Below are 23988 nucleotides of genomic sequence, written 5' to 3'. Positions count from 1 at the left end.
CCCCGAGCTTGCTCATTTCCCTCCCATCCGGTAGGAATTGCTTCGTGCATACGACTCACCTGGTGCGACGCCTCACCGTCGACCTGTGCCGTACGTGCGCCAACATCTGTTGTTGCTGATGGTCCGGCGCGCGTACCGCGTGCTGTCCACTCCTCGGTAGCCTCCGGCATCCGGTCATTCCTCACGCATTCTCCGCGTTCGCAGGTCCGGGCCGGTACGCCCGTCTCCAGGCACCATCACCTTCGCGGAAAGACATCATGAGCACTGCATTCGAAACCAGAACACCGTCGCTGACCCTCGACAAGTTCGGCCCCCACTTCGGCGCCGAGATCATCGGCCTGGACGTCGCGTCCGCCACCGACGACGAGGTGGCCGCGATCCGTTCGGCGTTGACCGAACACAAGGTGCTGGTTCTGCGCGGTCAGTCACTGGGCGACGCGAGCCACATCGAGTTCGGTCGCCGTCTCGGCCGGCTGACCGCGGGGCATCCCGTCCACGACAGCGGCGACGTCGCGCAGGAGGTGTACGCGCTCGACAGCCAGGACAACGGTTTCGCCGACGTGTGGCACACGGACGTGACGTTCATGAAGCGGCCGCCGCTGGGGTCGATCCTCCGTCCCGTCGTCCTCCCGCCGCACGGCGGCGACACCAACTGGGCCGACAGCCAACTCGCGTACGAGTCGCTGTCGCTGCCGGTCCGGCAGATGATCGATCAGCTGACCGCGGTGCACGACGGCAACCGCGAGTTCGGGTACTACCTCGCGCAGAAGCGTGGAGGCAAGGGAAACGTCTGGGACGGTGAGGAAGTCACCGCGCTCGTGCCCGTCGAGCATCCTGTCGTGCGGGTTCACCCGGAGACGGGACGCAAGGGAATCTTCGTGAACCCGGGCTTCACGTCCCACATCGCCGGAGTGTCCGAGGCGGAGAGCCGGGGAATCCTCGACTTCCTCTACGCGCACCTGACCAAACCCGAGCACATCGTGCGGCACCGCTGGCGCCTCGGCGACCTCGTGTTGTGGGACAACCGCAGCACCGCGCACTACGCCAACCGCGACTACGGAACCCAGCACCGCGTCATGCACCGCATCACGCTGGAAGGTGACGTGCCCGTCGGCCCGCAGTAGAGCAACCTGCGCATTCGCCGGGCGGGCGGCGTCCGCAGCGACTACCGTCACGATCCGTGACCCCGGCATCGGACATCTCACGACGCAAGTTCCTCGCCTCCGCCGCGGCGGCCGGTGGCGCCGCCTTCCTCAGCTCGTGGGCGGGCCCGGTGATCGACCGCGCCTACGCGCAGGACCCGGGCGGTAGCGGGTCGCTGAACGACATCGAGCACTTCGTCTACCTCATGCAGGAGAACCGCTCGTTCGACCACTACTACGGCACGCTGTCGGGGGTGCGCGGCTTCGACGACCCGTCACCGGCGTGGCAGCAGTACGGCTGGACGCCGGGTGCCGGGCCCACCCCGACCGGGTTTCTCAACCCGTTCCGGCTCGACACCACGCAGGGCACGCACCTCGACGGCGAGTGCATCAACGACCCCACCCATTCGTGGGGTCCGCAGCACGACGCGTGGAACGGCGGCGCGATGGACCGGTGGATGCCGGTGCACATCGCGCACGAGGGGCCGCTCAACGGTCCCGCGACGATGGGCTACTACACGCGCGCCGACATCCCGGTGCACTACGACCTCGCCGACGCCTTCACGATCTGCGACCACTACTTCTGCTCGGTGCTCGGGCCGACGGACCCGAACCGGCTGTACTGGATGACGGGCACGATCGACCCGGACGGGCTGGCCGGCGGGCCGCTGGTCGAGACGCCGACGGTGATCCCCAAGTTCGTCTACTCCTGGCGCACCTATCCGGAGAACCTGCAGGAGGCGGGCGTCAGCTGGAAGGTGTACGCCAACAAGGACCTCGGCCCCGTGTCGAGTGTCGCGCTCGACGGGATGCTCGGCTGCTTCACGCAGTACAGCGACCCGAATTCGGAACTCGCTCGCCGCGGTCTCGATCCGACGTACCCGAACGACTTCCGGGCCGACGTCGCGAACGGCACCCTGCCCGCGGTGTCCTGGATCGTGCCCAACATCTTCACGTGCGAGCATCCGGCGCTGCCCCCGGCCGCGGGCGCGGTCGGGATCGTCGAGGTGCTCGACATCCTCACGTCGAACCCGGCGATCTGGGAGAAGACGGCGCTGATCATCAGTTACGACGAGAACGGCGGCTTCTTCGACCACGTCACTCCACCCACGCCGCCGCCGGGCACCCCGGGTGAATATCTGACGGTTCCGTTGAACACCGTGTCGGAGAGCGAGAACAATCCGGGACCGATCGGCCTCGGATTCCGGGTGCCGTCGCTGATCATCTCGCCGTACAGTCGCGGCGGCCTCGTCGCGTCCGACACGTTCGACCACACGTCGCAGCTCCGGTTGCTGGAGAAGCGGTTCGGCGTGCCCGTCCCCAATCTCACCGAGTGGCGCCGCGGCGCCGTCGGCGACATGACGTCGGCGTTCGACTTCTCGTCGGCACCGAACGCCGGCGTTCCCGCGATGACGGACCCCGGGCCACGCCTGCAGGCGGCGATCGCGCAGTGCGGGCCGAACGTGGCCGCGGGGACGCTCAACGCCGGTGCGCCCTACCCCGTCCCGCCGAATTCGATGCCCGTGCAGGAACAGTCGCCGCTGCGGCGTCGCCCCAGCGGGCTGATCATGTAGCGGCCTCTCCTCAGAGGCGCACCGCCCGGCCCTCGTCGATCGACTGCAGGACGGCCAGTGCCGCGGTCACCGAGCGCAGTCCGTCGTGTCCGGTCGCCACGGGCGTACCGTCCCCGCGGACGGCGTCGACGAACGCCCGGATCCCCGGTGCGTACAGGTTGTCGACGATCTCGAGCGGGACGGTCGTGTCCTGACCGTCCGCGACGACCCGCAGCGTTCCGGTGGGATCGGGGCGCATGCAGTCGCCTGCGACGAGAGTTCCCGATGTTCCGTGGATTTCGAATCCAGTGACGGCGCCCGGGACCGTGTACGCGTCGTGGAGCGAGAACAGGGTGGACGTGCCGAGCACGCCGCTGGTCATCACGGCGTCCGCCGGACCCTCGCTGAGTCCCTGGCACACGCCCACCGCCGTCACCGTGGTCGGTTCCATCCCGGTGACGAAGCGGAGCGTGTCGATGTCGTGCACCGCGAGGTCGAGGACGACCCCGCCGCCGACGCCGTCGAGGCGCCACCCACGCAGGGCCTGGCGGAGCAGGATGGCGTTGCTGACGCGCACCGACAGGAGGTCGCCGATCGCACCCTCCGCCAGCAACTTTCGCGCTGCACGATGAACGGGATGAGTGCGGAGATGATGGTTCGTCGCGAAGACCACCCCCGCGGCCGCGGCCGCGTCGACCATCTTCTGCGCCTGAGTGACGTCGAAGGAGAGCGGCTTCTCGCACAGCACGTGCAGACCCGCGTCGATCGCGGCCATGGCGTGGTCGAAGTGCTTGTCGTTGGTCGAGGAGATGTAGGCCGCCTGGACGTCGCCGCCCACCGCGTCGCGCAGGTCACCGGTGGCGGACTCGATGTCGTGGGTCCGCCGGTAGTCGTCGGCGCGTGCCGCGTCGCCGCTGAGCACGACGGCTGCGGTCTGCCCGCACTCCCGCAACGCGGGGAGCACGCGTGTGGCAGCGATGTTGCTCGCGCCGAGAATCGCCCACCTCATGAGCTTCGGTCCTTCCTCGGGCCGGTGGGTCCGGCCTTTCCTCGGCGGGACTGTACGCCGAGTTCCGAGAGCGCACTACTGTTCGATATACGAACAGTTCGGCGGATCCGAGCTCAGGGGCGGAGGGCGTCGACCTCTTCGCCGGACGGCGAGGGATCCGGGGTCTCGTCGATGGTCCCGCGAGTGCGCTGACGGTAGATCCCGATTCCGACCACGACCACGGCGAGTCCCATCGAGACGTACATCTGGCTCCTGGTCTCCGGCAGCACCAGCATGCCGACGCAGAGCGCGATGATGGCGGCGATGGTGCACCACGTCAGGTACGGGAACAGCCACATCTTCAGCGACAGGTCCTTGCCCTCCGCCTCGAGGCTGCGCCGCATGCGCAGCTGCGACACCGAGATCGCCAGCCACACGAACAGGGCGATCGCGCCCGAGGAGTTGACGAGGAACAGGAACACGGTGTCCGGGTACAGGTAGTTCAGACCCACGGTCAGGAACCCCACGACCGTCGAGACGAGGACGGCCTGGCGGGGAACACCCGACGAACCGATCTTCGACAACGAGGCCGGGGCGTCGCCGCGGCGGGAGAGCGAGAAGATCATGCGGCTCGCCGTGTACAGGCCGGAGTTCAGGCAGGACAGCACGGACGTGAGCACGACGACGTCCATGATGTTGCCGGCCGCCGGGATGCCGAACGAGTCCATGACGGCGACGTACGGGCTCAGCGCGACGGAGGCGTCGTCCCAGGGGAGCAGCGTCACGACGACGGCGATGGAGCCGATGTAGAAGATGAGGATGCGCCACACGACGGAACGCACGGCGTTGCGCACTGCCGCCACGGGGTTGGCGGATTCACCGGCGGCGATGGTGGCGATCTCGGCGCCGAAGAACGAGAACACGACCACGAGGACCGCCGCGAACACGGCACCTGCCCCGTTGGGGAAGAACCCGCCGTGGCCGGTGAGGTTGGTGAGTCCGGGCGCTTCGACGCCGGGCAGGGCTCCGCAGATCGCGAGGACGCCGAGCACCAGGAAGATGACGATGGCCGCGACCTTGATCGACGCGAACCAGAACTCGAACTCGCCGAACGACTTCACGGACGCGATGTTCGTCAGCGTCAGCAACACCATCAGGATCAGTGCCCAACTCCACTGCGGGACGTCGGGGATCCAGCGGTTCATGATGACGGCACCGGCCGTCGCCTCGATGCCGAGGACGATGATCCAGAACCAGGCGTAGAGCCAGCCGATGCTGAAGCCGGCCCAGCGGCCGATCGCGCGGTCGGCGTACGCCGAGAACGATCCCGTCTCGGGGTTGGCGGTCGACATCTCGCCGAGCATGCGCATCACGAGGATGACGACGATGCCCGCGAGCGCGTAGGCCACGAGAACGCCGGGGCCCGTCTCGCGGATCGCGACCCCGGAGCCCACGAAGAGGCCTGCGCCGATCACCCCCGCGATAGCGATCATCGAGAGGTGCCGCTTCTTCAGCGTGTGCTGAAGCTGCGGATCGGTGGTTCCTGACATGGAGAAATCCCTTCGGCGCTACTCCGGGTGTGATGTGCGTCGCTGATTCGGAAAAGTGTGTACGAGTGGCGGGGGCTCCGGAACCGCCGATTCGGTGAAATTCGTGACGCCGAGATAGACGAAACGGCAGTACCACGCATCTGCGCCTTCTTGACAACGCGGAAACGCTATGGCTACCGTCACATTATTCAACTAGCGGACATTCGTTCGGTATGCGAACGCGGTTTGTCCGGCACCAACGTAGACGGGACATCGGAATGAGCGATCACGCCTTCACCCCGGCAGCCGAGAAGCAGGCGCGAAGAGCAGCGCTGAGCAGTTTCGTCGGCGCGGTCATCGACTGGTACGACTTCCTGCTCTACGGGCTGGTCGCAGCACTCGTCTTCAACTCGGAGTTCTTCCCGAACGTCAGCCCGGCGATCGGCACGCTCGCCGCGTTCGCGACGTTCGGCGTCGGGTTCCTGTTCCGGCCGCTCGGCGGCGTCGTGTTCGGCCACTACGGCGACCGCATCGGACGCAAGCGGATGCTGATCCTGACCGTGCTGATCATGGGCACGAGCACCGCTCTGATCGGGCTGCTGCCGTCGTTCGGGTCGATCGGCTGGTGGGCACCGGTCCTGCTCGTCACCCTCCGCGCCGTCCAGGGCTTCGCCGTCGGCGGCGAGTGGGGTGGAGCCGCGCTGATGGCCGTCGAGAGCGCGCCGCCGAAGAAGAAGGCGTTCTACAGCAGCGGAGTGCAGGTCGGTTACTCGGTGGGGCTCATCCTCGCCACCGGATTCGTCATGCTCATGAGCAACCTGACCACCGAGGACGCGTTCAGCCAGTGGGGGTGGCGGGTTCCGTTCGTCGCCAGCGTCGTCCTGGTCGGTATCGGTCTGTGGATCCGCGCCGGCGTGCAGGAGAGCCCCGAGTTCGTCGAAAAGGTCGAGAAGGTCGAGGAGGAGCAGACCGCGCAGGACAAGAAGCGGATTCCGCTGGTCGAGGCACTGCGCAACCACCCGAAGGCATTCCTCCAGATCATCGGTCTGCGTTTCGCCGAACTGTTCTCCATGTACATCGTGACCACGTTCGCGTTGAGCTACTCCACTCAGGAACTGGGGATGGAGCGCAACTTCATGCTCAACGTCGGTCTGCTCGTCGGTGCGGTGGGTATCGGCACCATCCCGCTGTTCGCGTGGCTGTCCGACAAGCACGGCCGGCGGCGCGTCTACATCCTCGGCGCCCTGATCGGCGCGTTGTGCGCGATCCCGTTCTTCATCTTCCTCGAGAACGGGTCGATGATCGGCACCGTCATCCTCGCCGTGCTCCTCGTCAACATCTCGCACGACATGGTCGTCAGCGTGCAGCAGCCGCTGTTCACCGAAATGTTCGGGGCCGAATACCGCTACAGCGGCGCGGGCGTCGGGTACCAGGTGGCCAGCGCGATCGGCGGCGGCTTCACCCCGTTCATCGCGGCCGCCCTCGTCACCGCCAGCGGCGGGTCCTGGCACCTCGTGGCCGTGTACCTCGCCGGCGGCTGCATCGTCAGCGCCCTGATCGCGTGGCGACTGCAGCCCGATGCCAGTGCCGACACGACGGACGCCGCCACACCCGCGAAGCTCGAGAACGCGCACTGAACATGGCGGCGTGCCCCCACCCTCGGCGGAGCCGGCATGAACGTCTTCCAGGCGGCCGACTCGTTCCAGCTGTTCACCGGTGTCGCACCGGATTTCGAGCGCATGTACGCGCACGTGCTGGAACTCGTCGAACGGCAGAGCAGGCGCGCCGCGTAAGCGATCAGCCGAGGGACAGGTCGGAACCGATCCGCTCCGCGGTCGCGACGAGTTTCGGCACCACCGACACCGCGACGTCGTCCCGCGTGTACTGGGTGCCCTGCAGCGAGGAGTTGAGGGCGGCGACCACGGCGCCCGTCCGATCCCGGATGGGAACGGCCGCGCCGCGAATGCCGATCTCGAGCTCGTTCTCCGACATCGACCAGCCGTCCTCGGCGACCTTCCGGACCTCGGCATGCAATTGGTCGACGTCGGAGATCGTGTGCGGTGTGAAGGCCTGGAATTCGGTGGTCTTCAGGTAGTCGTCGAGCGCGTCGGCTGAAAGTCCCGCCAGCAGAACCCGCCCCGTCGACGTCGCATACGCGGGGAACCGCATGCCCACCGTGATCGAAATACGAATGATCCTCGGCGAGCGGACCCGTGCCACGTACACCACGTCGGGACCGTCGAGGATGGTGACGGAGATGGTCTCGCCCAGTTCCTTCGCGAGAGCCTCGATGTGCGGGTCGGCGACCTGCGGCAGTCGCAGCGCGGCAAGGTACGAGAAGCCGAACCGCAGCACCCGCGGTGTGAGCGAGAAGTTGCGTCCGTCGAGACGCAGGAAACCCTTGTCCACCAGGGTGAGCAGAATACGGCGCGCCGTGGACCGGGTGATCCCGACAGCCTGCGCCACCTCACTCAGCGTGCGTTCCCGGTGCTGCTCGTCGAAGCATTCGAGAACGCTCAGGCCACGGTCCAGGGACTCGAGGAAATACCGTTCCCCCGACGCCGGCTGCTCGGCCACCTCAGCAGCCACCTGTTTCGCACACGCCGTCATGTTACCGGGCGGCTAGGCGTGCCGGAGTCGGCTGAACGCCGCGTCCAGTGAGGGTAGTCCGCTCGTGTCGATGAGGAAATCGGTTTCGAGACTGCCTCGCAGTTCGTCGACGGTCGCCAGTTCGCGCCGCTCGGACGTCCCGCCGAGGTGGTGCACCGTCAGGCGCGTACCGACCAGGGCGTAGCGGCGGTCTTCCGTGGCTCGCGCCGCCATCAGTCCGGTCACGAAATGCGATCCGGGCCAGGTCGACAGGTACCAGTTGGGGGCCTCGTAGTCGACGGGGAACTGCCTGGTGAGGTCGAACCGGTAGATGGTCCGCCACTCGTCACCGACGAGTGCCTGCATCGCGTAGTCGCCATCGATGTCGACCAGGCGGAACGGTTCCAGCGGAGTGTCCTGCACGGTGTCCAGTTCGAGGCGCAGCGTGGTGTTGAGGGTCATGCCGCCGAACCCGACGTCGATGAGCCGCCGCTCGCCGGCGACGTCGACGAGCAACAGCATGTGCGAGCGCGGAGTGATCGCATCGATCGGAGATCCCCACAGAACCCGCGCGGCGAGCGGCGTGACGTCGAATCCGAGGTCGAGCAGGACGGCCCGCAGCAGGAGATTCTGCTCGAAGCAGTAACCGCCTCTTCGTGATTCGACCAATTTCTGTTGCAGTGACGGTAGATCGAGCCGGTTCGGTGTGCCGAGGAACGGGTCGAGGTTCTCGAACGGGATCGAGCGGGCGTGATGTGCGGCAAGCTCGTTCAGCGTCGCCGTCGACGCGGATCGGTCGCCGTCGTACCCGATCCGGTCGAAGTACCGCTCCAGATTCAGATCGCCCGCAGTGGCCATGGAGCACAGTGTAAGTGCGGCGAATGACCGATCAGGGGCCGTCGGGTGTTGCCGCGAGGTAGGCGACGCCGCGCGGCGAATCCGGTACCCGACGTCGAGGCTGTGCGTCAGCCCCAGGTTCTTCAGCTTCCGGACGTCCCGCTTGAACGGCTCCGTCTCGCGGCCGAGGCTTGCGGCGAGATCGGGTGCGCGGCGGCCGGGGTTGTCGGCGACGGAGGCGGCCCCGGACCCCCTGCGCGATCTTCTGCGGAAGGATCACCCGCCGTCACCTCCTCACGTGAGTGGCGATACGTGGTCGAGGATACTTTGCCACTCGCTTGGGGGAGGATGGACAGGGTGCGGTCACGTGACGGGAGGACACCCATGGGGCGGCGACTTTTCTGGGCTACGGCGTTGCTGGTGGTCGTCACGTGTGCGGCTTGCCAGTCCGAGGGGAGTTCCGCGCAGCCGTCGACGACCACCGCCGTCGCCGCGCCGGCAGGCACCGAGCCCACGGTGATCGCCGCCGACCTCGACGTGCCGTGGGGGATCGCGCTCCTGCCGGACGGGACGGCGCTGATCGCGGAACGGGACAGCGGCGCGATCCGGCACCTGCAGGCGAACGGCGACACCACCGTGATCGGCGAGGTGCCCGGTGTGGCGGCGCGGGGCGAATCGGGACTGCTGGGCCTGGCCGTCTCACCGGCCTACGCAACGGACCAGACGATCTACGCGTACCTGACCACCGGCGACGACAACCGGGTGGTCGCCCTGCGCTTCGACGGTCGCAGCCTCGGCGAGCCGGCCCCGATCCTGACGGGCATCCCCGCCGGATCCATCCACGACGGCGGGCGGATCGCGTTCGGTCCGGACGGCAAGCTGTACGTCGCCACCGGTGAAGCCGGCGACCGGCCACGCGCCCAGGACCCGTCCTCACTCGGCGGCAAGATCCTGCGGATCAACCCCGACGGGTCGATCCCGGCCGACAACCCCACCCCCGGATCACCCGTGTGGTCGCTCGGGCACCGCAACGTGCAGGGCCTCGCGTGGGACGACGCCGGCCGGCTGTGGGCCACCGAATTCGGGGCGAACACCTGGGACGAGGTGAACCTCATCGAACCCGGCGGCAACTACGGATGGCCGGAGGTCGAGGGGCGGTCGGGCGACGCGGGCTTCGTCGATCCGGTGGTCCAATGGTCCACCGGCGAGGCGTCCCCGTCCGGGCTCGCGTTCCAGGACGGCGCGCTGTGGGTCGCGGCGCTGCGCGGCGAACGCCTGTGGCGGATCCCCGTGGCCGGTGACGGCTCGCTCGGCGAACCGCAGTCGCTGCTCGAAGGCGAGTACGGGCGACTGCGCACCGTCGTCGCGACACCGGACGGTGCCGTCTGGTTCAGCACCAGCAACCGTGACGGGCGCGGCGATCCGGGGGAGGGCGACGACCGCATCCTCATGCTCCGCCCGTGAGTACTTGTTAACCGCCCGTGGTTAATAAGTACTCACAGGTCAGTCGGTCCAGGGGACGATCGGCGGCTTCACCCACATGATCTTCTCGTCGCGGTGCGCCGGGGTGGCGGCGGGATGGTCGGGGTAGCGCTCCGCCCACGCCGACTTCTGGTCGAGCAACTCGACCACGGTCAGCCACGTCTCCATGGTGCTCGGCGGGTTCGATCCGGCCGCCCGGGCGAGTTTCCGCAGCGTGCCGTCGGTGAGGTCGAGGAGCTCCTGACCGCTGATTCCGCGATCCCACACGTACCGCGCGAGTCCCATCGCCTTCTCGCGACGTCGCTTGGCAGCGCCTTCGGTGTGCGCGAAGTCGACTTCCTGAGGTTCCATCGTCTTCCCTTCTCGTGCGCGTCACAACGGTAGGTCACCCGTGTCTCGTCCCGGTATCGTGGGATGACGATTCTCGCAGCAGACGCGAGCGGACGGCGCGAGCAGTAGGGAAGACGGACGATGGGCAGGCAGCGCGGCGGTCAGGCTGCCCGGACAACCGACGGGGGTCCCGTCGCCGGCGTGTACCCGATCGACACGGGCACGTGCGAGCTCACCGAAGACCACCTCAATCCGCACGGCTGGGTGCTGAAGGTGAACGGGGTCGAGAGTTCCCACATCGACCTGTCGGACCCGACGCACCTCGATTTCGAGTACATGCGGTGGATCGCCGAACTGGTCGCTTCGCACTGGGGGACGGATCAGCGGGTGCGGGCCCTGCACCTCGGCGGGGGCGCCTGCTCCCTTGCCCGGCATCTCGCCGCCCGGTATCCGGACGCCCGGCAGGTGGTGGTCGAACTCGACGGCAAGCTCGCCGAGTTGGTCCGCGAATGGTTCGACCTCCCGCGGGCACCGTTGCTGCGACTGCGGGTGGGTGAGGCGCGGGCGGTCACGGAGACGCTGACGGAGTCCAGCCGCGACCTGATCGTGCGCGACGTGTTCGCCGGGAACACGACTCCGGCGCCGCTGACGACGACGGAGTTCACCGGACATGTGCGACGGGTGCTGGCGCCCGGCGGGATCTATGCGGTCAATTGCGGCGACACCCGCGACCTCGTCCTGGCGCGCCGGGAGGCGGCGACCATCGGCAGCGTGTTCCCGCACACCACGATCATCGCCGATCCCGCCATGCTCAAGGGCCGCCGCTACGGCAACATCGTGATCGCGGGCAGCGACGTGCCGATCGGCGACGACCCCGCGCTCGTCCGCACGCTGCTGGGCGGTGGTGTGCCTGCCCATGTCTGGGACGACCGGCAGGTGCGGACGTTCGCCGGTGCGGCGCGGGTGCTGCGCGATGCGGACTCCGGGAGCTAGACGAGCACCCAGATCAGCGAGGCCATCGCGAAGCCCACCACCGACAGGATGGTTTCGAGTACCGTCCACGTCTTCAGGGTGTCTTTCACCGACATGTTGAAATACCGTGACACGATCCAGAATCCGCCGTCGTTGACGTGGCTGGCGATGATGGATCCGGCCGACACGGCGATCACGATCAGGGCGATCTGCGGGGACGAATAGTTTCCGGCTGCGATCGACGGCTCGATGACGCCTGCGGTGGTGACGATGGCGACGGTCGCCGAACCCTGGGCGATGCGGAGTGCGCAGCTGATCAGGTACGCGGACAGGATGACCGGGAGACCGAGTGCGTCCATCGAGTCTGCCAGGGCCTGTCCGACTCCGGTGGCCCGCAGCACCGCGCCGAAGAACGCACCGGCACCGACGACCAGCAGGATCATGCCGACGGGCTTCAACGCCGCCGCGGACATCGCACCGATCTCCTGCGCCGTGATTCCGCGCCGGGTCCCCAGCAGGTACAGCGCCAGCAGGACGGCGATGGTCAGCGCGATCGTGGGCGTGCCGAGGAAGATGAGGACCGACAGCAGCGTCGAGCCCTCTTCGAGGACCACGTTGCCGACCGTCGCACCGAGGATCAGCACCATCGGCACGAGGATGATGAACGAGATCAGCCAGAGCGGCGGCGGGTTCTTGTCGGCTTCCTTCTCCTCCGGGATGAATTCGTCGGGGACCTCGATGATCACCCGCTTGCCGATCCAGCTACCCCAGACGACGCCGCTGACGAACCAGGCGGGGATACCGCAGGCGAGGCCCATGATGATGATCCAGCCCATGTCGACGTGCAGCAGCCCGGCCGCGGCGACGGGGCCCGGGTGCGGCGGCAGGAACGCGTGCGTCATGGACAGACCGGCGAGCATCGGCATCGCGTACATCACCAGCGACTTGCCGCCGCGCTTCGCCGCCACGTACACGAGCGGGGCGAGGATGAAGATGCCGATGTCGAAGAACACCGGGATGCCGAGGACGAGGCCGGTGACACCCATCGCGAGCGGAGCGCCCTTGGGCCCGAACAACTTCAGTAGTCGTTCGGTCAGGACGTCGGCGCCCCCGGAGCGTTCCATCATCGCGCCGAGGACGGTGCCCAGGCCGATGATCGGGGTGATATGCCCCAGGATGCCGCCGAACCCCTTCTCCAGGATCGAGTCGGCCGCCGACGTCGGTGTGCCGACCAGTTCGACCACCGACACTCCCGCGATGAGCGCGACGCCGACACCGACGACGATCAGCGCGATGAACGGTTCGAGCTTCAGCTTGATGATGAGGATCAACAGCACGGCGATGGATACCGCTGCGAGAGTGAGTAGTCCGGCTGTGTCGTGCTGCAGCCAGTCGACGAACGACGTCATTGCGTCTCCAGGGGAGGTGGGTGGGGTCGGGCGAGAGTGGGTCTAGTTCGAGAGCGCGGCGACGAACGATCGTGCGCGGTCGGTGATGTCGGTCCAGTTGCCTGCCGCGACGCTGGACGGTGGGACGACGCTGGTGCCCGCGCACACGGCCAGCGCGCCGGCGTCGAGGAACTGGCGGGCGTTGGAATCGTTGATCCCACCCGACGGCAGGAGTTCCACGCCGGGATACGGGCCGTGCAGGTCCGACAGGTAGTCGGGGCCGAGCCGCCTGGCGGGGAAGATCTTGACCGCGGCCGAGCCGAGGTCGACGGCCATGGCCACCTCGGTGGGGGTGAACGCGCCGAGGAAGACGGGAACCGACCGTCCCGTCGCGACTTTCGCGACGTCCGGACGGATGCCGGGGGTGACGAGGAACCGGGCGCCGGCGTCGATCGCGGCGGCGGCCTGATCGCCGGTCATCACGGTTCCGACGCCGAGGATGCTGCCTGCCGCGGCTGCGGCGTCGGCGGCGCGGCCGAGATGATGGAGCACATCGGGCGTGGTGAACGTCAGCTCGACCGTCCGGATTCCACCCTCGGCGAGTGCGTGGCACAGGTCCGCGGCGTCGGGGATGGTCTCCGCTCGCACCACCGTCAGTACCCGGTCGGCACGCAGAATGTCGATCTCGGTCATCGAACTGCTCCTTCTTCGCGGCGCAACGATCTTCCGGCGGTCGCGCCGGTGAGGCGGCCGTCCTCGAGGGCGAGGCGGCCACGGACGAATACGTGGGAAATACCGGCCGCCGCCTGGCGCGGCTGCGCGTAGGTCGCGGTGTCGCTGACCGTGTCCGGATCGAAGAGCACGAGGTCGGCGGCGTAGCCGCGGCGGACGAAGCCGCGGTCGACGAGCCGCAACCGGGTCGCGGCTCGGCCGCTGAGGTGACCGACGCACTCCTCGAGGGACATCAGGCCGAGGTCGCGGCTGTAGTGCCCGAGGTAGCGTGCGAACGTTCCCCACCCGCGCGGGTGCGGTTTCGCGCCGACCAGCAGTCCGTCGCTGCCGCCGGTGTGCCGGGGGTGCTGCATGATTGCGCGCACGTTCTCCTCGTGGCCGACGTGTTGCAGGATGCCGCTGCCGAGCTGGTCGCGGATCAGGATGTCGATGCAGACGTCGAAGGGGTCGCGGTTCTCGGCGGCGGCGATGTCCGCGACGGTCTTCCCGACGTAGTCGTCGAGTTCCGTGTTCTGCACGCCGCTGATCTCGAGCGTGTGCCACTCGGCGATCACCCCGTGGCAGCCGTCGGAGCCGGTGACCTCGAGATGCTCCCGGATGCGTTCGAGCGCAACCGGATCCCGGAGTCGATCGAGCGTCTGTTCCATGCTACCCGCCGACGCCCAGCTGGGCAGGATCGCCGACAGCGTGGTGGCGCCGGGAAGATAGGGGTAGGTGTCGAGGCTGATGTCCGCGCCTGCGGATTCGGCCGTGTCGAGCAGGGCGAGCAGTTCCGGGGCGCGGCCCTTGTTGGGTCCGAAGTTCAGCGTGGCGTGGGCGAGATGCAGAGCGCACCCGGCCCGCGACGTCAGGTCGACCATCTCGGCGTAGGCCTCCATGGCGCCGGCGCCGTAGGACCGGTGGTGCGGGGAGAAGTAGCCGCCGTACTCGGCGACGGTCCGGCACAGTGCCAGCAACTCCTCGTTGTCCGCGTACATCCCCGGCGTGTAGGTCAGCCCTGCGGACAACCCGACGGCACCCTCCGCCATGGACTGCGCCAGGATCCGCTGCATTTCCTCGATCTCCGACGGTGTCGCCGGCTGGTCGTCCCAGCCGACCACCAGCGCCCGCACGACCCCGTGCGGGACGAGATACGCGACGTTGGTAGCGATACCGCGATCGAGTCGGTCGAGGTATTCGCCCACACTCCGCCAGGAGAAGTCGAAATCCTCGGGATCGGTGTTCCACCCCGCGATCTTGCGCCGGACCACCGCGAGCACGTCGTCGGTGACGGGTGCGTAGGACAGCCCGTCCTGCCCGAGCACCTCGGTGGTGACGCCCTGGGTGATCCGCGACGGGTGCTCGGGGTTCAGCAGGATCTGCAGATCCGAGTGGGCGTGCATGTCGATGAAACCGGGCGCGAGCACCAGGCCGTCGGCGTCGATCACACGATCCGCGCGGGGGTGTCCGGTCTCGGAGTGATCTGCCTCGGGCCGGATCTCGGCGATCCGGTCACCGTCGACGAGCACGTCGGCGCGGTACCGCGGCGCCTCCGAACCGTCGACGACGGTGGCGGAACGGATCAGAGTGGTCATGGTGTGTGTCCTCGGCCGGGGATCAGAAGAACGTGCGGATCAGGTCGACGACGACGGGATCGTCGGAGTCGTCACCGACGACGGGAATCCAGCGCCACTTGTCGAACGCGGTGCACGGGTGGGAGAGACCGAGCCGGACGACGTCCCCGACACGCAGATCGTGTTCGGGTCGTGCGGGATCGAGCCGCAGGAACGCGTGCTGGTCGTTGACGGCGGTCACTTCGGCGCCGTCGAGGGGCCGTGGCGTCGCCCCGAGTTGGCCGGCGACGGCCTGCGCGGTGGGGAGTCCTTCGTCGAACGGGACGTCGCGCTTGCCGGCGTCGAGCAGGGCGAGGCCCGGCTCGGGGCGGGACACCACCCGGGCCCACGTGTGCATCGCCGACGTGAGCCGACGCGCCTGCCTGTCTTCGCCGCGGCCGAACGGTGAGATCCCGGTGTAGAAGCCGTCGTCGTGGATGATGTATGCGCCGGCGCGGACCACCACTTTGGTTCTGCCACCGGCAAGTTCGGCGAGCACCTCGGCGACCACGTCGAAGTAGGCGCTGCCGCCCGCGGTCACGTACACGTCGCGACCCTCGGGATAGCGGCCCTCGGCCTCGAGCCGGCGATGCAGTTCGGCCATCGACCGGAGGTATGTGCGGACCCGGGCGAGGGACTCCTCGGAGGCATCGTGTGCGAGGGCTCCCTCGTAACCGGAGACGCCGGCCAACCGGAGTGCGGGGCTCTCCCCGATACGTTCGGCCACCTTCACGGCCTCGGCCACGGAGCGTGCGCCGGTGCGTCCTCCCTCCCCGCCGAGTTCGACGAGCACGGGCAGCGGTCGGACCACCGTGACGTCCGCGAGCGCCGCGGTCATCGCATCGACCGTCTGCGGGGAGTCGGCCCACATCAATACTTCGAGTTCCGGATTCGCGTCCATCTGCTCGGCCAGCCACCGCAGCGCGGTCGGGTCGACGAGCGAGTTCGCGATCTGCACCCGGCGCGCGCCGAATCGCACCGCCACCCGGAGCTGACCGAAGTTCGCCAGCGTGATGCCCCACGCGCCGCTGCGGATCTGCCGGTCCCACAGCACCGGAGACATCGTCGTCTTCCCGTGCGGAGCGAGGTCGACCCCGTGCGCCTCGCACCAGGCCGCCATGGTGTCGAGATTGCCGGCGATGGCCGTCTCGTCGAGGACCATCACGGGTGTGCTGAAGGCGGACAGCCGCGGCTGCGTTCCGAGGAATTCGGTCTTGGTGAGGCCGTTCGCCGTGGAGGGGAGAGCTTTGTCCACGTCGGACAAGCGCAACTCGTCGAGCTCCGCCAAGGCACCGGAATCGAGTGTGTCCGGTCCGCTGATCGTCATCGTCGATCCTGTCGTTCGGGTTCTGTGGGGCTGGCCTTCATCGGGGGAGTGCCGTGAAGTGCAACGTTGCGCTCTATGCAACGTTGATTGCGTTTTTGAGTCACCTATGTCTAGCATTGGCCTGGGTCATCGTCAACGGTCCGGTGTGGCATGCATCGCCGGGGCGAGGGCTCTCGAAACGCAACTCCAGTGCCGGTCCGAGCAGTCGTAGAGGTAACAAGTGCAGGAATCGACCCCCATCCCCGAGTCCGGTGTCGCGTGCCTCGGTGAGGCGATGGTCCTGGTGGCCCCGGACTCGACACTCCACCTGGCCGGCGCCGAGGCGAACGTCGCCGCCGGGCTCGCCGCGCTGGGTGTCCCCGCCGCCTGGGTCGGACGCCTCGGCGACGACGAGTTCGGCACCCTCATCCGCACCGAACTGCAGGCCCGGGGTGTCGACGTCCGCGCGATCGAGGTCGATCCCGACAGGCCCACCGGGCACTACTCGAAATCCACCGCCCTCGACGAGCACGGCGAGCCGCGAACGGACAGCCTGTATTCCCGCGCGGGTTCGGCGGCGTCGGCCATGGATCCCGGCTTCCTCGACAGGCCGGCGGTCGCGGACCTGTTCGGCCGCGCCGCCGTGGTCCACTGCAGCGGAATCACACCGGCCCTGTCCGATTCGTGCCTCGCGCTGATGCGGAGACTGCTCCGCGACCGGCCGGGAATCTCCGGTGTGGTCAGCTTCGACGTCAACTGGCGTGAGCAACTGTGGCCGGACGGCGACCCGCGGATGGTCGTGGAACTGGCGAATCTCGCCGATCTTGTTCTCGTCGGCGCGGACGAGGCCCTCCGTGTTCTCGGCACCGCGGATCCGCACGAGTTGCGGCTCATCCTGCCCGCCCCGGCCACCGTCGTCGTCAAGGACGGAGCGCACCGGGCGCTGGCTGTCGACCGCAGTGGCCGCAGTGTGGCTGTTCCCGCGCTCCGCGTCGACGTCGTCGAACCCGTCGGCGCGGGCGATGCCTTCGCCGCCGGATATCTCAGCGGTGTGGTGCGCGGCGAGGATCAGGCGCGGTGCCTGCGCCGCGGACACATCGGTGCCGCCGTCACCCTGACGGTGGCCGCGGACTCGGCGCCACCGCCGCCCGCCGAACTGCTGGACGAGTTGCTCCGGTGCTCCGAATCGGACTGGGCGGCAACGAGCGTCACCGCCGACGGTTTTTTTCCCGAGAAAGTGGAGTGAACGGATGAGTCAGAGTGTCTCCCGCGCCCTGCACCTGCTGGTGCAACTCGGCAACGGTCCCGCCAATCTCGACCAGCTGGCCGAATCCACCGGGGTCCACAAGACCACCGTGCTCCGGCTGCTGCGAACGCTGTCCGACGAGCGGTTCACGTTCCGCGACAACAGCAACCAGTACCACCTCGGTTCCCGCATCTTCGAGCTCGCCGCGCAGGCCACCGATCAGCGGGAAGTCCGGCGCATCGCGTCGCCGCACCTCGTCGCGTTCAACCGCGAATACGGGCGCACCACGCACCTCGCGGCGATGGAGGGCGGTGACGTGGTGTACATCGACAAACTCGAATCGCACGACCAGATCAGGATGTACTCGCGAATCGGACTGCGCGCCAACCTCAATTCCACCGCGGTCGCGAAGGTGATCCTCGCCGATCTGCCGGACTCGGAACTGCGGCCCATCGTCGACTCGATGGACTTCTCCGCCCGCACCGCCAACACGATCACGACGCCCGAACGCTACCTCGACGAGATCCGCACGGTCCGGGAGCAGGGCTGGGCGCACGATCAGGAGGAGAACGAGCCGTCCGTCAACTGCATCGGGGTGCCCATCCGTGGCGCGTCCGGCCGCGTCGTCGCCGCCGTCTCCGTCTCGGTGCCCGACGTCGTGCTCAGTTACGAAGGCGTCCTCGACCTGCTCGAACCCCTTCAGGCCGTGGGGGCGCGGATCTCCCGCGACTGCGGATACCGTGCCCAGCCCTGACCGTCCCCCGTCCACCCGAAAAATAACGACACACAGGAGAGTCGATATGTCCGACACCACCGTCATCCGCACCGAAGGCGCCCCCGCCCCCGCGCACACGTTCAGCCAGGGCATCAAGAAGGGCAACCTGCTCCAGGTGTCGGGGCAGGGTCCGATGGACCCCGTCACCAACAAGTACATCGCGGAGGGCGACGTGCGCGAGCAGACCCGTCGCACCCTCGAGAACGTCAAGGCGATCCTCGAAGCCGGCGGCGCGAGCGTGGAAGACGTGCTGATGTTCCGCGTCTACCTCACCACCCGGGACGACTTCGCCGCGATGAACGACGTGTACGGAGAGTTCATCGCGGCGAATGTGCCGAGCGGACAGCTGCCGTGTCGAACCACGGTGTTCGTCGACCTCCCGCACGAGGTCATGCTCGTCGAGATCGACGCGCTGGCAGTGACCGGCTAGTCGTCAGGCGGTGACGAGGTGCCGACAGCTCATCCGCGGCGACACGGGCAGCTCGGTGAACACGGGCTCGGACGATTCCGTCGTCGGCACCTCCAGGTAGAGGTGGCTGCCGTCCGCCACGACCCCCTGCGGTTGCAGGCCGATCAGCTTGGCCACCACGTACGTGGCGCTCAGGCTGGTGACGTCGCGGATGATGCCGAGCCGCAGCAACGACCGCGTCTCGGCGATCGCCTCCTGCTCCCCGGCCCGCAGGACCAGCCGCAGCCCGGGCGACAAGGCCTGTGCGGCCACGGACACCGCAATGTTGTCCAGGTCGTCGGAGCCGACGGCTGCCAGCGCCAGGGCGCGGCCCACGCCCAGTCGCTCGAGGAGTTCACGGTCGCCGCCGTGCCCCACGACGGTCGGGATGTTCATCGACCGCACGAGCCGCAGGTTCTTCGCCTGGGGGTCGCGTTCGACGCCCACCACCGCGACACCGAGAGCCTGTAGCTCCCGGCACAGCCGGAGCCCGACCTGGCCGAGGCCCACCACGATGACGTGGCCGGAGCGGGGCAGGACGCGGCTGCCCACCAGGCCGACCAGGCGGGGGCCGAGCAGGCGCTCGATGATTCCGGCGGTGAACATGGCCGTGAAGACGACGGTGAACAGCATCGCCACCGAGGCGAACACCGCGTAGGCGGGGCTGCCGTGGGTATCGGTTCCCGGGCCCACGGTGGTCACCACCCGCACCGCCTCGTTGAACGCGTCGAGCGGTGCCACGTGCTGGCCGAGCATCAGCCACAGCCAGTCGGCGAACAGGACCGCGAGGAGTCCCGCGAGCCCACCGAGCAGGATGCGCGTGCCGATGTCGTGCGACCGCAACAGTCCGGTCGCGCCGGTCGCCGCGGTGCGCCACCAGTTCCGCCGGGGCAGGTCGACGTGCGCGCCCTCGGGGTGGCCGTCGATCATGCGGACCGTCAGCATGTGCTCGCCCGCGTGCCTGGCCGCGACGAGTTCGGGTTCCAGGCACGGACCGGCGAGCGTCGGTGCGGCGAGATCTGCGGGTGACGTCACCTCGCACTGCGGAAGCAGCTGGGACAGCTGGTCCGCGACCGTGCGGTCGAAGATCGTCACCACCAACGGGATCGACGCCGAGATGTGCGCGGCCGCCAGCGCGTAGCGCAGCGCGACGACGTCGTCGCGCACCAGTACGGCCATACCGCGGGGTTCGTCCGCCATCGCCAGGCGGAGTTCGTCGTCGTCGGGGGCGACGAGATGGCGTACGTCGAAGTCCCTTTCGCGGAGGGATGCACAGACCCGTCGGGCCACGGTGGTTTCGCCGATGACGAGATATGGGTCGTTCACGTGTGGTCCTTCCGGCTCGGGATCACGAGAGCGTACCCGAGAAGAACCGCAGATCCCACACGAGAACGTCTACCGGTGAGTAGCCGGAACACGTTATCGGCCAATGATTTTGCGACATGTTCGCTCTACTCGTCGGTAGGAGCGCGCTGTATCGCCAGGACGAGTCTGCCGAGGGTCGCCGGGAACACCGCCTCGGTGACCGTGGTTGGGTGAGATATGACCCTCGATGCGAATGACGACCGGCGCCCACTTCTCGACCTCGTTGCCGCACACAACCGTGCGGTCCTCGCGACGATCAAACGCGACGGGCGCCCGCAATTGTCCAACGTGATCTATGCCTGGGACCCCGCAACGCAGACCGCGAGGGTGTCGGTGACGGCGGATCGGGCCAAGACCCGGAACGCCGCCCGCGACCCGCGGGTCTCGCTGCACGTCAGCGCGACCGACTTCTGGAGCTACGCGGTCGTGGAGGGAGACGCGGAACTGAGCGCGGTCGCGGCCGATCCGCACGATCCGGCGGCGGACGAGCTCGTCGACGTGTTCCGGTTCGCGTCCGGAAAAGAGCACGACGACTGGGAAGAGTTCCGCCGTGCGATGGTGTCCGAGCACCGGCAGGTACTCCGGGTCCGCGCGTCGAAGGTGTACGGCATGGCCCAGTTGTCCTGAGTGTGCGAAACGTAGCTGTGGCAGCCGGTCGGAGCCGGTGGGACGATTGAGTCATGCGCAGGAGACGGTGGCCGGCGGCACCGCCGCCTGCCACGGAGGGAATCGTGGTACACGGGCCGGTGGAGCTCGTGACGAGCCGCGACTTGAGCCTGCGACTGGCGGAGGTCGTCGCGCACCCGACGGGCATGCTGCTGCGCGTCGAGCTGACGGCGAGAGGCAGATCCGCTGATCTCGCGCGGCACGAGACGCGTCCGCTGGACGATCCCGACGACCCCTCGGCACGGTGGTCGTATCTCGCGGTGAACGTGCAGGTCGACGACATGGAGGGTGTCGCCGATCCACGCCACCCGCATTCGACGTCGAAGTCCGACGCCGCGGACGCGTCCGAATATCACTCCGCGCCGCACTACTGGATCAGCGACTACCCGGAGTCGGGGACGATCACGCTGACCGCGGGGTGGAAGGAAATAGGACTTCTGCCGAGAACCCGGACGATCACGCTCGGCCCGAATCCGAGTATGCGACCCGCCCGCTAGTCGTCGCGGGTAGACATACGAAGGTGCCCTTCGGCGCCGTGGGAGCGTCGAAGGGCACCTTCGCCCTGCGAGGGGAACGCAGATCAGGGCAGGGGAACCCAGGTGCCGAAGAACCAGAATCCGTGCGGGCTCGGCGCGGGGGCCTGCTGCTGCGGAGCGTGCTGCTGCTGCTGCGCCTGAGGCTGCGGTGCCTGCTGCTGCTGGGCGGGGGCGGGGTTGTGGCCCACCGGGTCGGCGCTGGCAACGCCGGCTCCGATGCCGAGGGCTGCGAGGGCGATACCACCGGTTGCGACGGCCTTGGTGACGACGGACTTCATGCGGTTCCTCCTGGAACGTATCGGATGCGGTGTCAGAACTTCCTGACACAGATGAGATTGCTCCCCGTCCCTGCCACAACTCTTCGCTCAGCCTGTCAATCTCCTGGGTGTCAGCGAGGCTGCTCCGCCAGTTTGGCGGCGATCACGCCGTTGAGCCGTTGCAGACCACTCGGGGTGATGCCGTGGATCTGACCCTCGATGCTGCGCACGACATGCGTGTCGCTGAGGACCTTCTCGCTCGACTGGATCAGAACCGTTCCGGCGCCGGTGAAGTCGAACTGCCGTTCCTCCCCGGAGTTGATTCCCATCATGTGGGCGCCCGCCGCGAGGAAGTTGCTGATCCACCCCTGGTCGTAATGGTGGCTCGGGGACGGGCAGTCGGCCCACCCGACGAGCGCCTCGGGGTCGATCCGCAGCGGCGGCTCGGCGAACATCACCGGGCCGTTGGACGACGCCAGGAACTTGCCGGTCCCGATGAGCGTCAGGAAGCCCGGCACGATGGACTGGTTCAGGGCCAGACCCGGTTCGAACGCAAGGAGATTCGACGCCCGGATGGTGAGGTTGCCGTCGTCGAGGTCGTACGAGTTGATGTCGTAACCGCGGTCGCCGATGATCAACTTCCCGAATCCTTCGGCCACCGCGTAATCGCCCATGTACAGCGGCGCGGAGAACTGGTTGGCGACCATGTGCAGTGCGGCGCCGTGCAATCCGTGGGTCAGTGCCTGGAACTGCATCTGCCCGTAGTAGGCGATCATCGCACCCTTGCGGATGAACCAGGGCGCGGTGAGGTCGATGCAGAATGCGTAGCTGTTGTCGGGAATGTTGTCGCTGGCGCCGAGAGTCGACGGATTGTGGATGGCGGTCACAGTTTCTCCTCCGAAGCCTGAACGTAGACGATGCCCTGACCCGTGCACTGCAATTGCATTGCTTCCCCGACCCCGCGGCCCATGGCCTCACGCCAGCCGACGGCGGATTTCAGTTCCACCTGGACGCTCCCGTACGTGCCGACGAAGGCGTCGGGGTCGACGAAGACCGGATTCGGGCCGCCGACAGGGAGTTCGATGAAGCCGCCGTGTGCGAGGAGGACCGCCGACCCGTATCCGGACAACTGCGTGGTGAACATTCCGGTACCGGAGAGGGCGCCTGCCGCCGCGCCGCGCAGGGCGCCGAGCATGCCGCGTCCGCCGCCACCACCGCCCTGACTCGTCACGGAGATCACCGAACTCTGCAGTCCCGCATTGTGAGCGAGCAGCCGGGAGGCCTCGACGCACAGCGCGCCGCCCTGCGACATGTCGACGACGTGCACCTCGAGCCCGGCGTGACCGTAGTGCACCTCGCCCTGCCCCTGCGCGAGCATCGTGCGTTCGTGCTCACCCTGCATCATGCGTCCGGCCATCCGGGTGAATCCACCCATGCCCGCCATCGACTGGGAACCCGGCACCTGATGCGGCGAGAACTGCACCCGACCCGTGTAGAAGAGCATCGCACCCGTGCGCGCCACCACACCGCCGGCGGCGCCGACGTCGACCTTGACGACCTTCGAGTTCACTTTCGAGAAGACCATGGGGCTCACCGCTCTGCCGGTTGAATGGAGACGACGCCGTGACCGTCCCACTTGAGGGAGAAGGCCTCACCGTTGCCCTGGCCGACGGCGTTACGCCACGACACGTCGGTCACGAACGACTGCGTCACCTGCCCGCGCGCCGAGACGAACGCGTCGGGATCGACCACCAGCGGGTACTGCGGCGACACCTCGAGGTGGATGAGTGGCCCGCCCGCCGACAGCAGTGCCACCTGCCCCTGGCCGGAGACCGTCGTGGTGAACAGGCCCTGACCGCCGACCCCGCCGCGCAGTCCGGTGAACGTGACGTTGGTGTTCAGGTTGCCGCTCAAGGCGAGCAGCTGCTGCGACTCCACCTGCAGGGTCTCGTTCGCCAGGTCGACGACGGAAACGTACTGACCGCCCACCGCGAGGTACACGACACCGTGGCCGGAGCATTCCATCAGCGACAGCGCCTCGCCCGTGGCGCGCCTCTTCATTCCGGCGAGCACACCGTCACCGCCACCGAAACCTGCCGACTTGAAACTGACATTGCCCTCGTAGGCGATCATCGAACCCTGTATCGCCCGGATGGTGGTTCCGGCGAGCTGCGCCTCCACCACCTTCTTCGACTTGTCGAGCAGCCGCCCCATGGGTGCCCTTTCCAGTGTCGAGCGGCAGTGCCCGTGACCGG

Annotated in this window: 25 protein-coding genes; 11 read left to right on the top strand and 14 right to left on the bottom strand. The window is 67.9% G+C overall.

Features of this window, described 5'->3' with window-relative positions:
• Window positions 1–257: 257 nt before the first annotated feature.
• Together PSR88_RS12495 and PSR88_RS12490 are read left to right on the top strand one after the other, a co-directional pair.
• Entirely contained in the window at window positions 258–1124 is an 867-nt protein-coding gene (locus tag PSR88_RS12495) for a TauD/TfdA dioxygenase family protein (RefSeq protein WP_009475163.1), read from the top strand.
• Between the two features lie 56 nt (window positions 1125–1180).
• On the top strand, window positions 1181–2716 hold the full coding sequence (locus PSR88_RS12490) for a phospholipase C (protein ID WP_009475162.1): 1536 nt from the start codon (window positions 1181–1183) through the stop codon (window positions 2714–2716).
• Window positions 2717–2726: 10 nt separating this feature from the next.
• Here PSR88_RS12490 and PSR88_RS12485 read toward each other — a convergent pair whose 3' ends face one another.
• Window positions 2727–3704, bottom strand: coding sequence for a Gfo/Idh/MocA family protein (locus PSR88_RS12485; protein WP_016882571.1), 978 nt, complete (start codon window positions 3702–3704; stop codon window positions 2727–2729).
• A gap of 113 nt (window positions 3705–3817) precedes the next feature.
• Entirely contained in the window at window positions 3818–5233 is a 1416-nt protein-coding gene (locus PSR88_RS12480) for an amino acid permease (protein ID WP_016882572.1), read from the bottom strand.
• 257 nt (window positions 5234–5490) lie between these two features.
• On the opposite strand from PSR88_RS12480, the gene shiA reads away from it, so the two are divergent.
• A complete protein-coding gene (gene shiA / locus PSR88_RS12475; protein ID WP_016882573.1) occupies window positions 5491–6849 on the top strand; it encodes a shikimate transporter in 1359 nt (452 codons plus the stop codon).
• Between the two features lie 36 nt (window positions 6850–6885).
• Window positions 6886–7005 carry a hypothetical protein gene (locus tag PSR88_RS12470; RefSeq protein ID WP_009475158.1) on the top strand — a complete coding sequence of 40 codons (120 nt, stop codon included), beginning with the start codon at window positions 6886–6888 and terminating at the stop codon, window positions 7003–7005.
• Window positions 7006–7009: 4 nt separating this feature from the next.
• On the opposite strand, the gene PSR88_RS12465 is transcribed toward PSR88_RS12470, so the two are convergent.
• Window positions 7010–7789 carry an IclR family transcriptional regulator C-terminal domain-containing protein gene (locus tag PSR88_RS12465; RefSeq protein WP_011595201.1) on the bottom strand — a complete coding sequence of 260 codons (780 nt, stop codon included), beginning with the start codon at window positions 7787–7789 and terminating at the stop codon, window positions 7010–7012.
• Between the two features lie 45 nt (window positions 7790–7834).
• On the bottom strand, window positions 7835–8659 hold the full coding sequence (locus PSR88_RS12460) for an arylamine N-acetyltransferase family protein (protein WP_016882575.1): 825 nt from the start codon (window positions 8657–8659) through the stop codon (window positions 7835–7837).
• Between the two features lie 363 nt (window positions 8660–9022).
• Between PSR88_RS12460 and PSR88_RS12455 the strand changes: the two genes are divergently transcribed.
• Window positions 9023–10102 (top strand): PQQ-dependent sugar dehydrogenase, encoded by a 1080-nt coding sequence (locus PSR88_RS12455; RefSeq protein ID WP_016882576.1) that lies wholly within the window; start codon window positions 9023–9025, stop codon window positions 10100–10102.
• 39 nt (window positions 10103–10141) lie between these two features.
• Here PSR88_RS12455 and PSR88_RS12450 read toward each other — a convergent pair whose 3' ends face one another.
• Window positions 10142–10471 carry a hypothetical protein gene (locus tag PSR88_RS12450; protein ID WP_016882577.1) on the bottom strand — a complete coding sequence of 110 codons (330 nt, stop codon included), beginning with the start codon at window positions 10469–10471 and terminating at the stop codon, window positions 10142–10144.
• A 120-nt stretch (window positions 10472–10591) separates the two neighbouring features.
• Between PSR88_RS12450 and PSR88_RS12445 the strand changes: the two genes are divergently transcribed.
• Complete coding sequence (locus PSR88_RS12445) at window positions 10592–11443, top strand: spermidine synthase (RefSeq protein ID WP_009475154.1); 852 nt, start codon at window positions 10592–10594, stop codon at window positions 11441–11443.
• Here the strand turns inward: PSR88_RS12445 and PSR88_RS12440 are convergent.
• Genes PSR88_RS12440 through PSR88_RS12425 form a run of 4 tightly spaced genes read right to left on the bottom strand, consistent with a single transcriptional unit; the run spans window position 11440 to window position 16461 of the window.
• Window positions 11440–12831, bottom strand: a complete 1392-nt coding sequence (locus tag PSR88_RS12440; protein ID WP_009475153.1) for a GntP family permease — start codon at window positions 12829–12831, stop codon at window positions 11440–11442. The two genes, PSR88_RS12445 and PSR88_RS12440, sit on opposite strands and share 4 nt — an antisense overlap.
• A 42-nt stretch (window positions 12832–12873) precedes the next feature.
• A complete protein-coding gene (locus PSR88_RS12435) occupies window positions 12874–13503 on the bottom strand; it encodes a bifunctional 4-hydroxy-2-oxoglutarate aldolase/2-dehydro-3-deoxy-phosphogluconate aldolase (protein ID WP_016882578.1) in 630 nt (209 codons plus the stop codon).
• Entirely contained in the window at window positions 13500–15116 is a 1617-nt protein-coding gene (locus PSR88_RS12430) for an N-acyl-D-amino-acid deacylase family protein (RefSeq protein ID WP_016882580.1), read from the bottom strand. The genes PSR88_RS12435 and PSR88_RS12430 overlap by 4 nt, the downstream gene beginning before the upstream one ends.
• 22 nt (window positions 15117–15138) lie before the next feature.
• Window positions 15139–16461, bottom strand: coding sequence for an amino acid deaminase (locus PSR88_RS12425; protein WP_011595193.1), 1323 nt, complete (start codon window positions 16459–16461; stop codon window positions 15139–15141).
• A 220-nt stretch (window positions 16462–16681) separates the two neighbouring features.
• On the opposite strand from PSR88_RS12425, the gene PSR88_RS12420 reads away from it, so the two are divergent.
• Genes PSR88_RS12420 through PSR88_RS12410 form a run of 3 tightly spaced genes read left to right on the top strand, consistent with a single transcriptional unit; the run spans window position 16682 to window position 18891 of the window.
• Window positions 16682–17686 (top strand): sugar kinase, encoded by a 1005-nt coding sequence (locus PSR88_RS12420; RefSeq protein WP_029539182.1) that lies wholly within the window; start codon window positions 16682–16684, stop codon window positions 17684–17686.
• A gap of 4 nt (window positions 17687–17690) precedes the next feature.
• A complete protein-coding gene (locus PSR88_RS12415; RefSeq protein WP_011595191.1) occupies window positions 17691–18440 on the top strand; it encodes an IclR family transcriptional regulator in 750 nt (249 codons plus the stop codon).
• 46 nt (window positions 18441–18486) lie between these two features.
• Window positions 18487–18891 (top strand): RidA family protein, encoded by a 405-nt coding sequence (locus tag PSR88_RS12410; protein ID WP_011595190.1) that lies wholly within the window; start codon window positions 18487–18489, stop codon window positions 18889–18891.
• 3 nt (window positions 18892–18894) lie between these two features.
• Here the strand turns inward: PSR88_RS12410 and PSR88_RS12405 are convergent, their stop codons facing one another.
• On the bottom strand, window positions 18895–20235 hold the full coding sequence (locus PSR88_RS12405; RefSeq protein ID WP_016882581.1) for a potassium channel family protein: 1341 nt from the start codon (window positions 20233–20235) through the stop codon (window positions 18895–18897).
• 216 nt (window positions 20236–20451) lie between these two features.
• On the opposite strand from PSR88_RS12405, the gene PSR88_RS12400 reads away from it, so the two are divergent.
• The gene (locus PSR88_RS12400) at window positions 20452–20901 is read left to right on the top strand and encodes a PPOX class F420-dependent oxidoreductase (protein ID WP_011595188.1); all 450 of its coding nucleotides are present in this window, start codon (window positions 20452–20454) and stop codon (window positions 20899–20901) included.
• Window positions 20902–20954: 53 nt separating this feature from the next.
• The gene (locus PSR88_RS12395) at window positions 20955–21437 is read left to right on the top strand and encodes a hypothetical protein (RefSeq protein ID WP_016882582.1); all 483 of its coding nucleotides are present in this window, start codon (window positions 20955–20957) and stop codon (window positions 21435–21437) included.
• Between the two features lie 83 nt (window positions 21438–21520).
• On the opposite strand, the gene PSR88_RS12390 is transcribed toward PSR88_RS12395, so the two are convergent.
• The 4 genes from PSR88_RS12390 to PSR88_RS12375 form a co-directional block, all read right to left on the bottom strand.
• Window positions 21521–21754, bottom strand: coding sequence for a hypothetical protein (locus PSR88_RS12390; RefSeq protein ID WP_011595186.1), 234 nt, complete (start codon window positions 21752–21754; stop codon window positions 21521–21523).
• Window positions 21755–21864: 110 nt separating this feature from the next.
• Window positions 21865–22620: an AIM24 family protein gene (locus PSR88_RS12385; RefSeq protein WP_011595185.1), complete on the bottom strand. Its 756-nt coding sequence runs from the start codon at window positions 22618–22620 to the stop codon at window positions 21865–21867.
• Window positions 22617–23318 (bottom strand): AIM24 family protein, encoded by a 702-nt coding sequence (locus PSR88_RS12380; protein ID WP_016882583.1) that lies wholly within the window; start codon window positions 23316–23318, stop codon window positions 22617–22619. The genes PSR88_RS12385 and PSR88_RS12380 overlap by 4 nt, the downstream gene beginning before the upstream one ends.
• 5 nt (window positions 23319–23323) lie before the next feature.
• A complete protein-coding gene (locus PSR88_RS12375) occupies window positions 23324–23947 on the bottom strand; it encodes an AIM24 family protein (RefSeq protein ID WP_009475139.1) in 624 nt (207 codons plus the stop codon).
• Between the last annotated feature and the right edge of the window lie 41 nt (window positions 23948–23988).

Source organism: Rhodococcus sp. DK176 (assembly GCF_038447315.2).
GTDB lineage: Bacteria > Actinomycetota > Actinomycetes > Mycobacteriales > Mycobacteriaceae > Rhodococcus_F > Rhodococcus_F jostii_A.
Note: the sequence above shows the minus strand (reverse complement) of the source record. Positions and strands in the feature narration are given on the sequence as shown.

Bases quoted from the DNA above. Each gene is read 5' to 3' on its own strand.
- PSR88_RS12495 (WP_009475163.1), top strand. From the start codon at position 258: ATGAGCACTGCATTCGAAACCAGAACACCGTCGCTGACCCTCGACAAG.
- PSR88_RS12485 (WP_016882571.1), bottom strand. From the start codon at position 3,704: ATGAGGTGGGCGATTCTCGGCGCGAGCAACATCGCTGCCACACGCGTG.
- PSR88_RS12480 (WP_016882572.1), bottom strand. From the start codon at position 5,233: ATGTCAGGAACCACCGATCCGCAGCTTCAGCACACGCTGAAGAAGCGG.
- shiA (WP_016882573.1), top strand. From the start codon at position 5,491: ATGAGCGATCACGCCTTCACCCCGGCAGCCGAGAAGCAGGCGCGAAGA.
- PSR88_RS12470 (WP_009475158.1), top strand. From the start codon at position 6,886: ATGAACGTCTTCCAGGCGGCCGACTCGTTCCAGCTGTTCACCGGTGTC.
- PSR88_RS12460 (WP_016882575.1), bottom strand. From the start codon at position 8,659: ATGGCCACTGCGGGCGATCTGAATCTGGAGCGGTACTTCGACCGGATC.
- PSR88_RS12455 (WP_016882576.1), top strand. From the start codon at position 9,023: ATGGGGCGGCGACTTTTCTGGGCTACGGCGTTGCTGGTGGTCGTCACG.
- PSR88_RS12450 (WP_016882577.1), bottom strand. From the start codon at position 10,471: ATGGAACCTCAGGAAGTCGACTTCGCGCACACCGAAGGCGCTGCCAAG.
- PSR88_RS12445 (WP_009475154.1), top strand. From the start codon at position 10,592: ATGGGCAGGCAGCGCGGCGGTCAGGCTGCCCGGACAACCGACGGGGGT.
- PSR88_RS12440 (WP_009475153.1), bottom strand. From the start codon at position 12,831: ATGACGTCGTTCGTCGACTGGCTGCAGCACGACACAGCCGGACTACTC.
- PSR88_RS12435 (WP_016882578.1), bottom strand. From the start codon at position 13,503: ATGACCGAGATCGACATTCTGCGTGCCGACCGGGTACTGACGGTGGTG.
- PSR88_RS12430 (WP_016882580.1), bottom strand. From the start codon at position 15,116: ATGACCACTCTGATCCGTTCCGCCACCGTCGTCGACGGTTCGGAGGCG.
- PSR88_RS12425 (WP_011595193.1), bottom strand. From the start codon at position 16,461: ATGACGATCAGCGGACCGGACACACTCGATTCCGGTGCCTTGGCGGAG.
- PSR88_RS12415 (WP_011595191.1), top strand. From the start codon at position 17,691: ATGAGTCAGAGTGTCTCCCGCGCCCTGCACCTGCTGGTGCAACTCGGC.
- PSR88_RS12410 (WP_011595190.1), top strand. From the start codon at position 18,487: ATGTCCGACACCACCGTCATCCGCACCGAAGGCGCCCCCGCCCCCGCG.
- PSR88_RS12400 (WP_011595188.1), top strand. From the start codon at position 20,452: ATGACCCTCGATGCGAATGACGACCGGCGCCCACTTCTCGACCTCGTT.
- PSR88_RS12395 (WP_016882582.1), top strand. From the start codon at position 20,955: ATGCGCAGGAGACGGTGGCCGGCGGCACCGCCGCCTGCCACGGAGGGA.
- PSR88_RS12390 (WP_011595186.1), bottom strand. From the start codon at position 21,754: ATGAAGTCCGTCGTCACCAAGGCCGTCGCAACCGGTGGTATCGCCCTC.
- PSR88_RS12380 (WP_016882583.1), bottom strand. From the start codon at position 23,318: ATGGTCTTCTCGAAAGTGAACTCGAAGGTCGTCAAGGTCGACGTCGGC.
- PSR88_RS12375 (WP_009475139.1), bottom strand. From the start codon at position 23,947: ATGGGGCGGCTGCTCGACAAGTCGAAGAAGGTGGTGGAGGCGCAGCTC.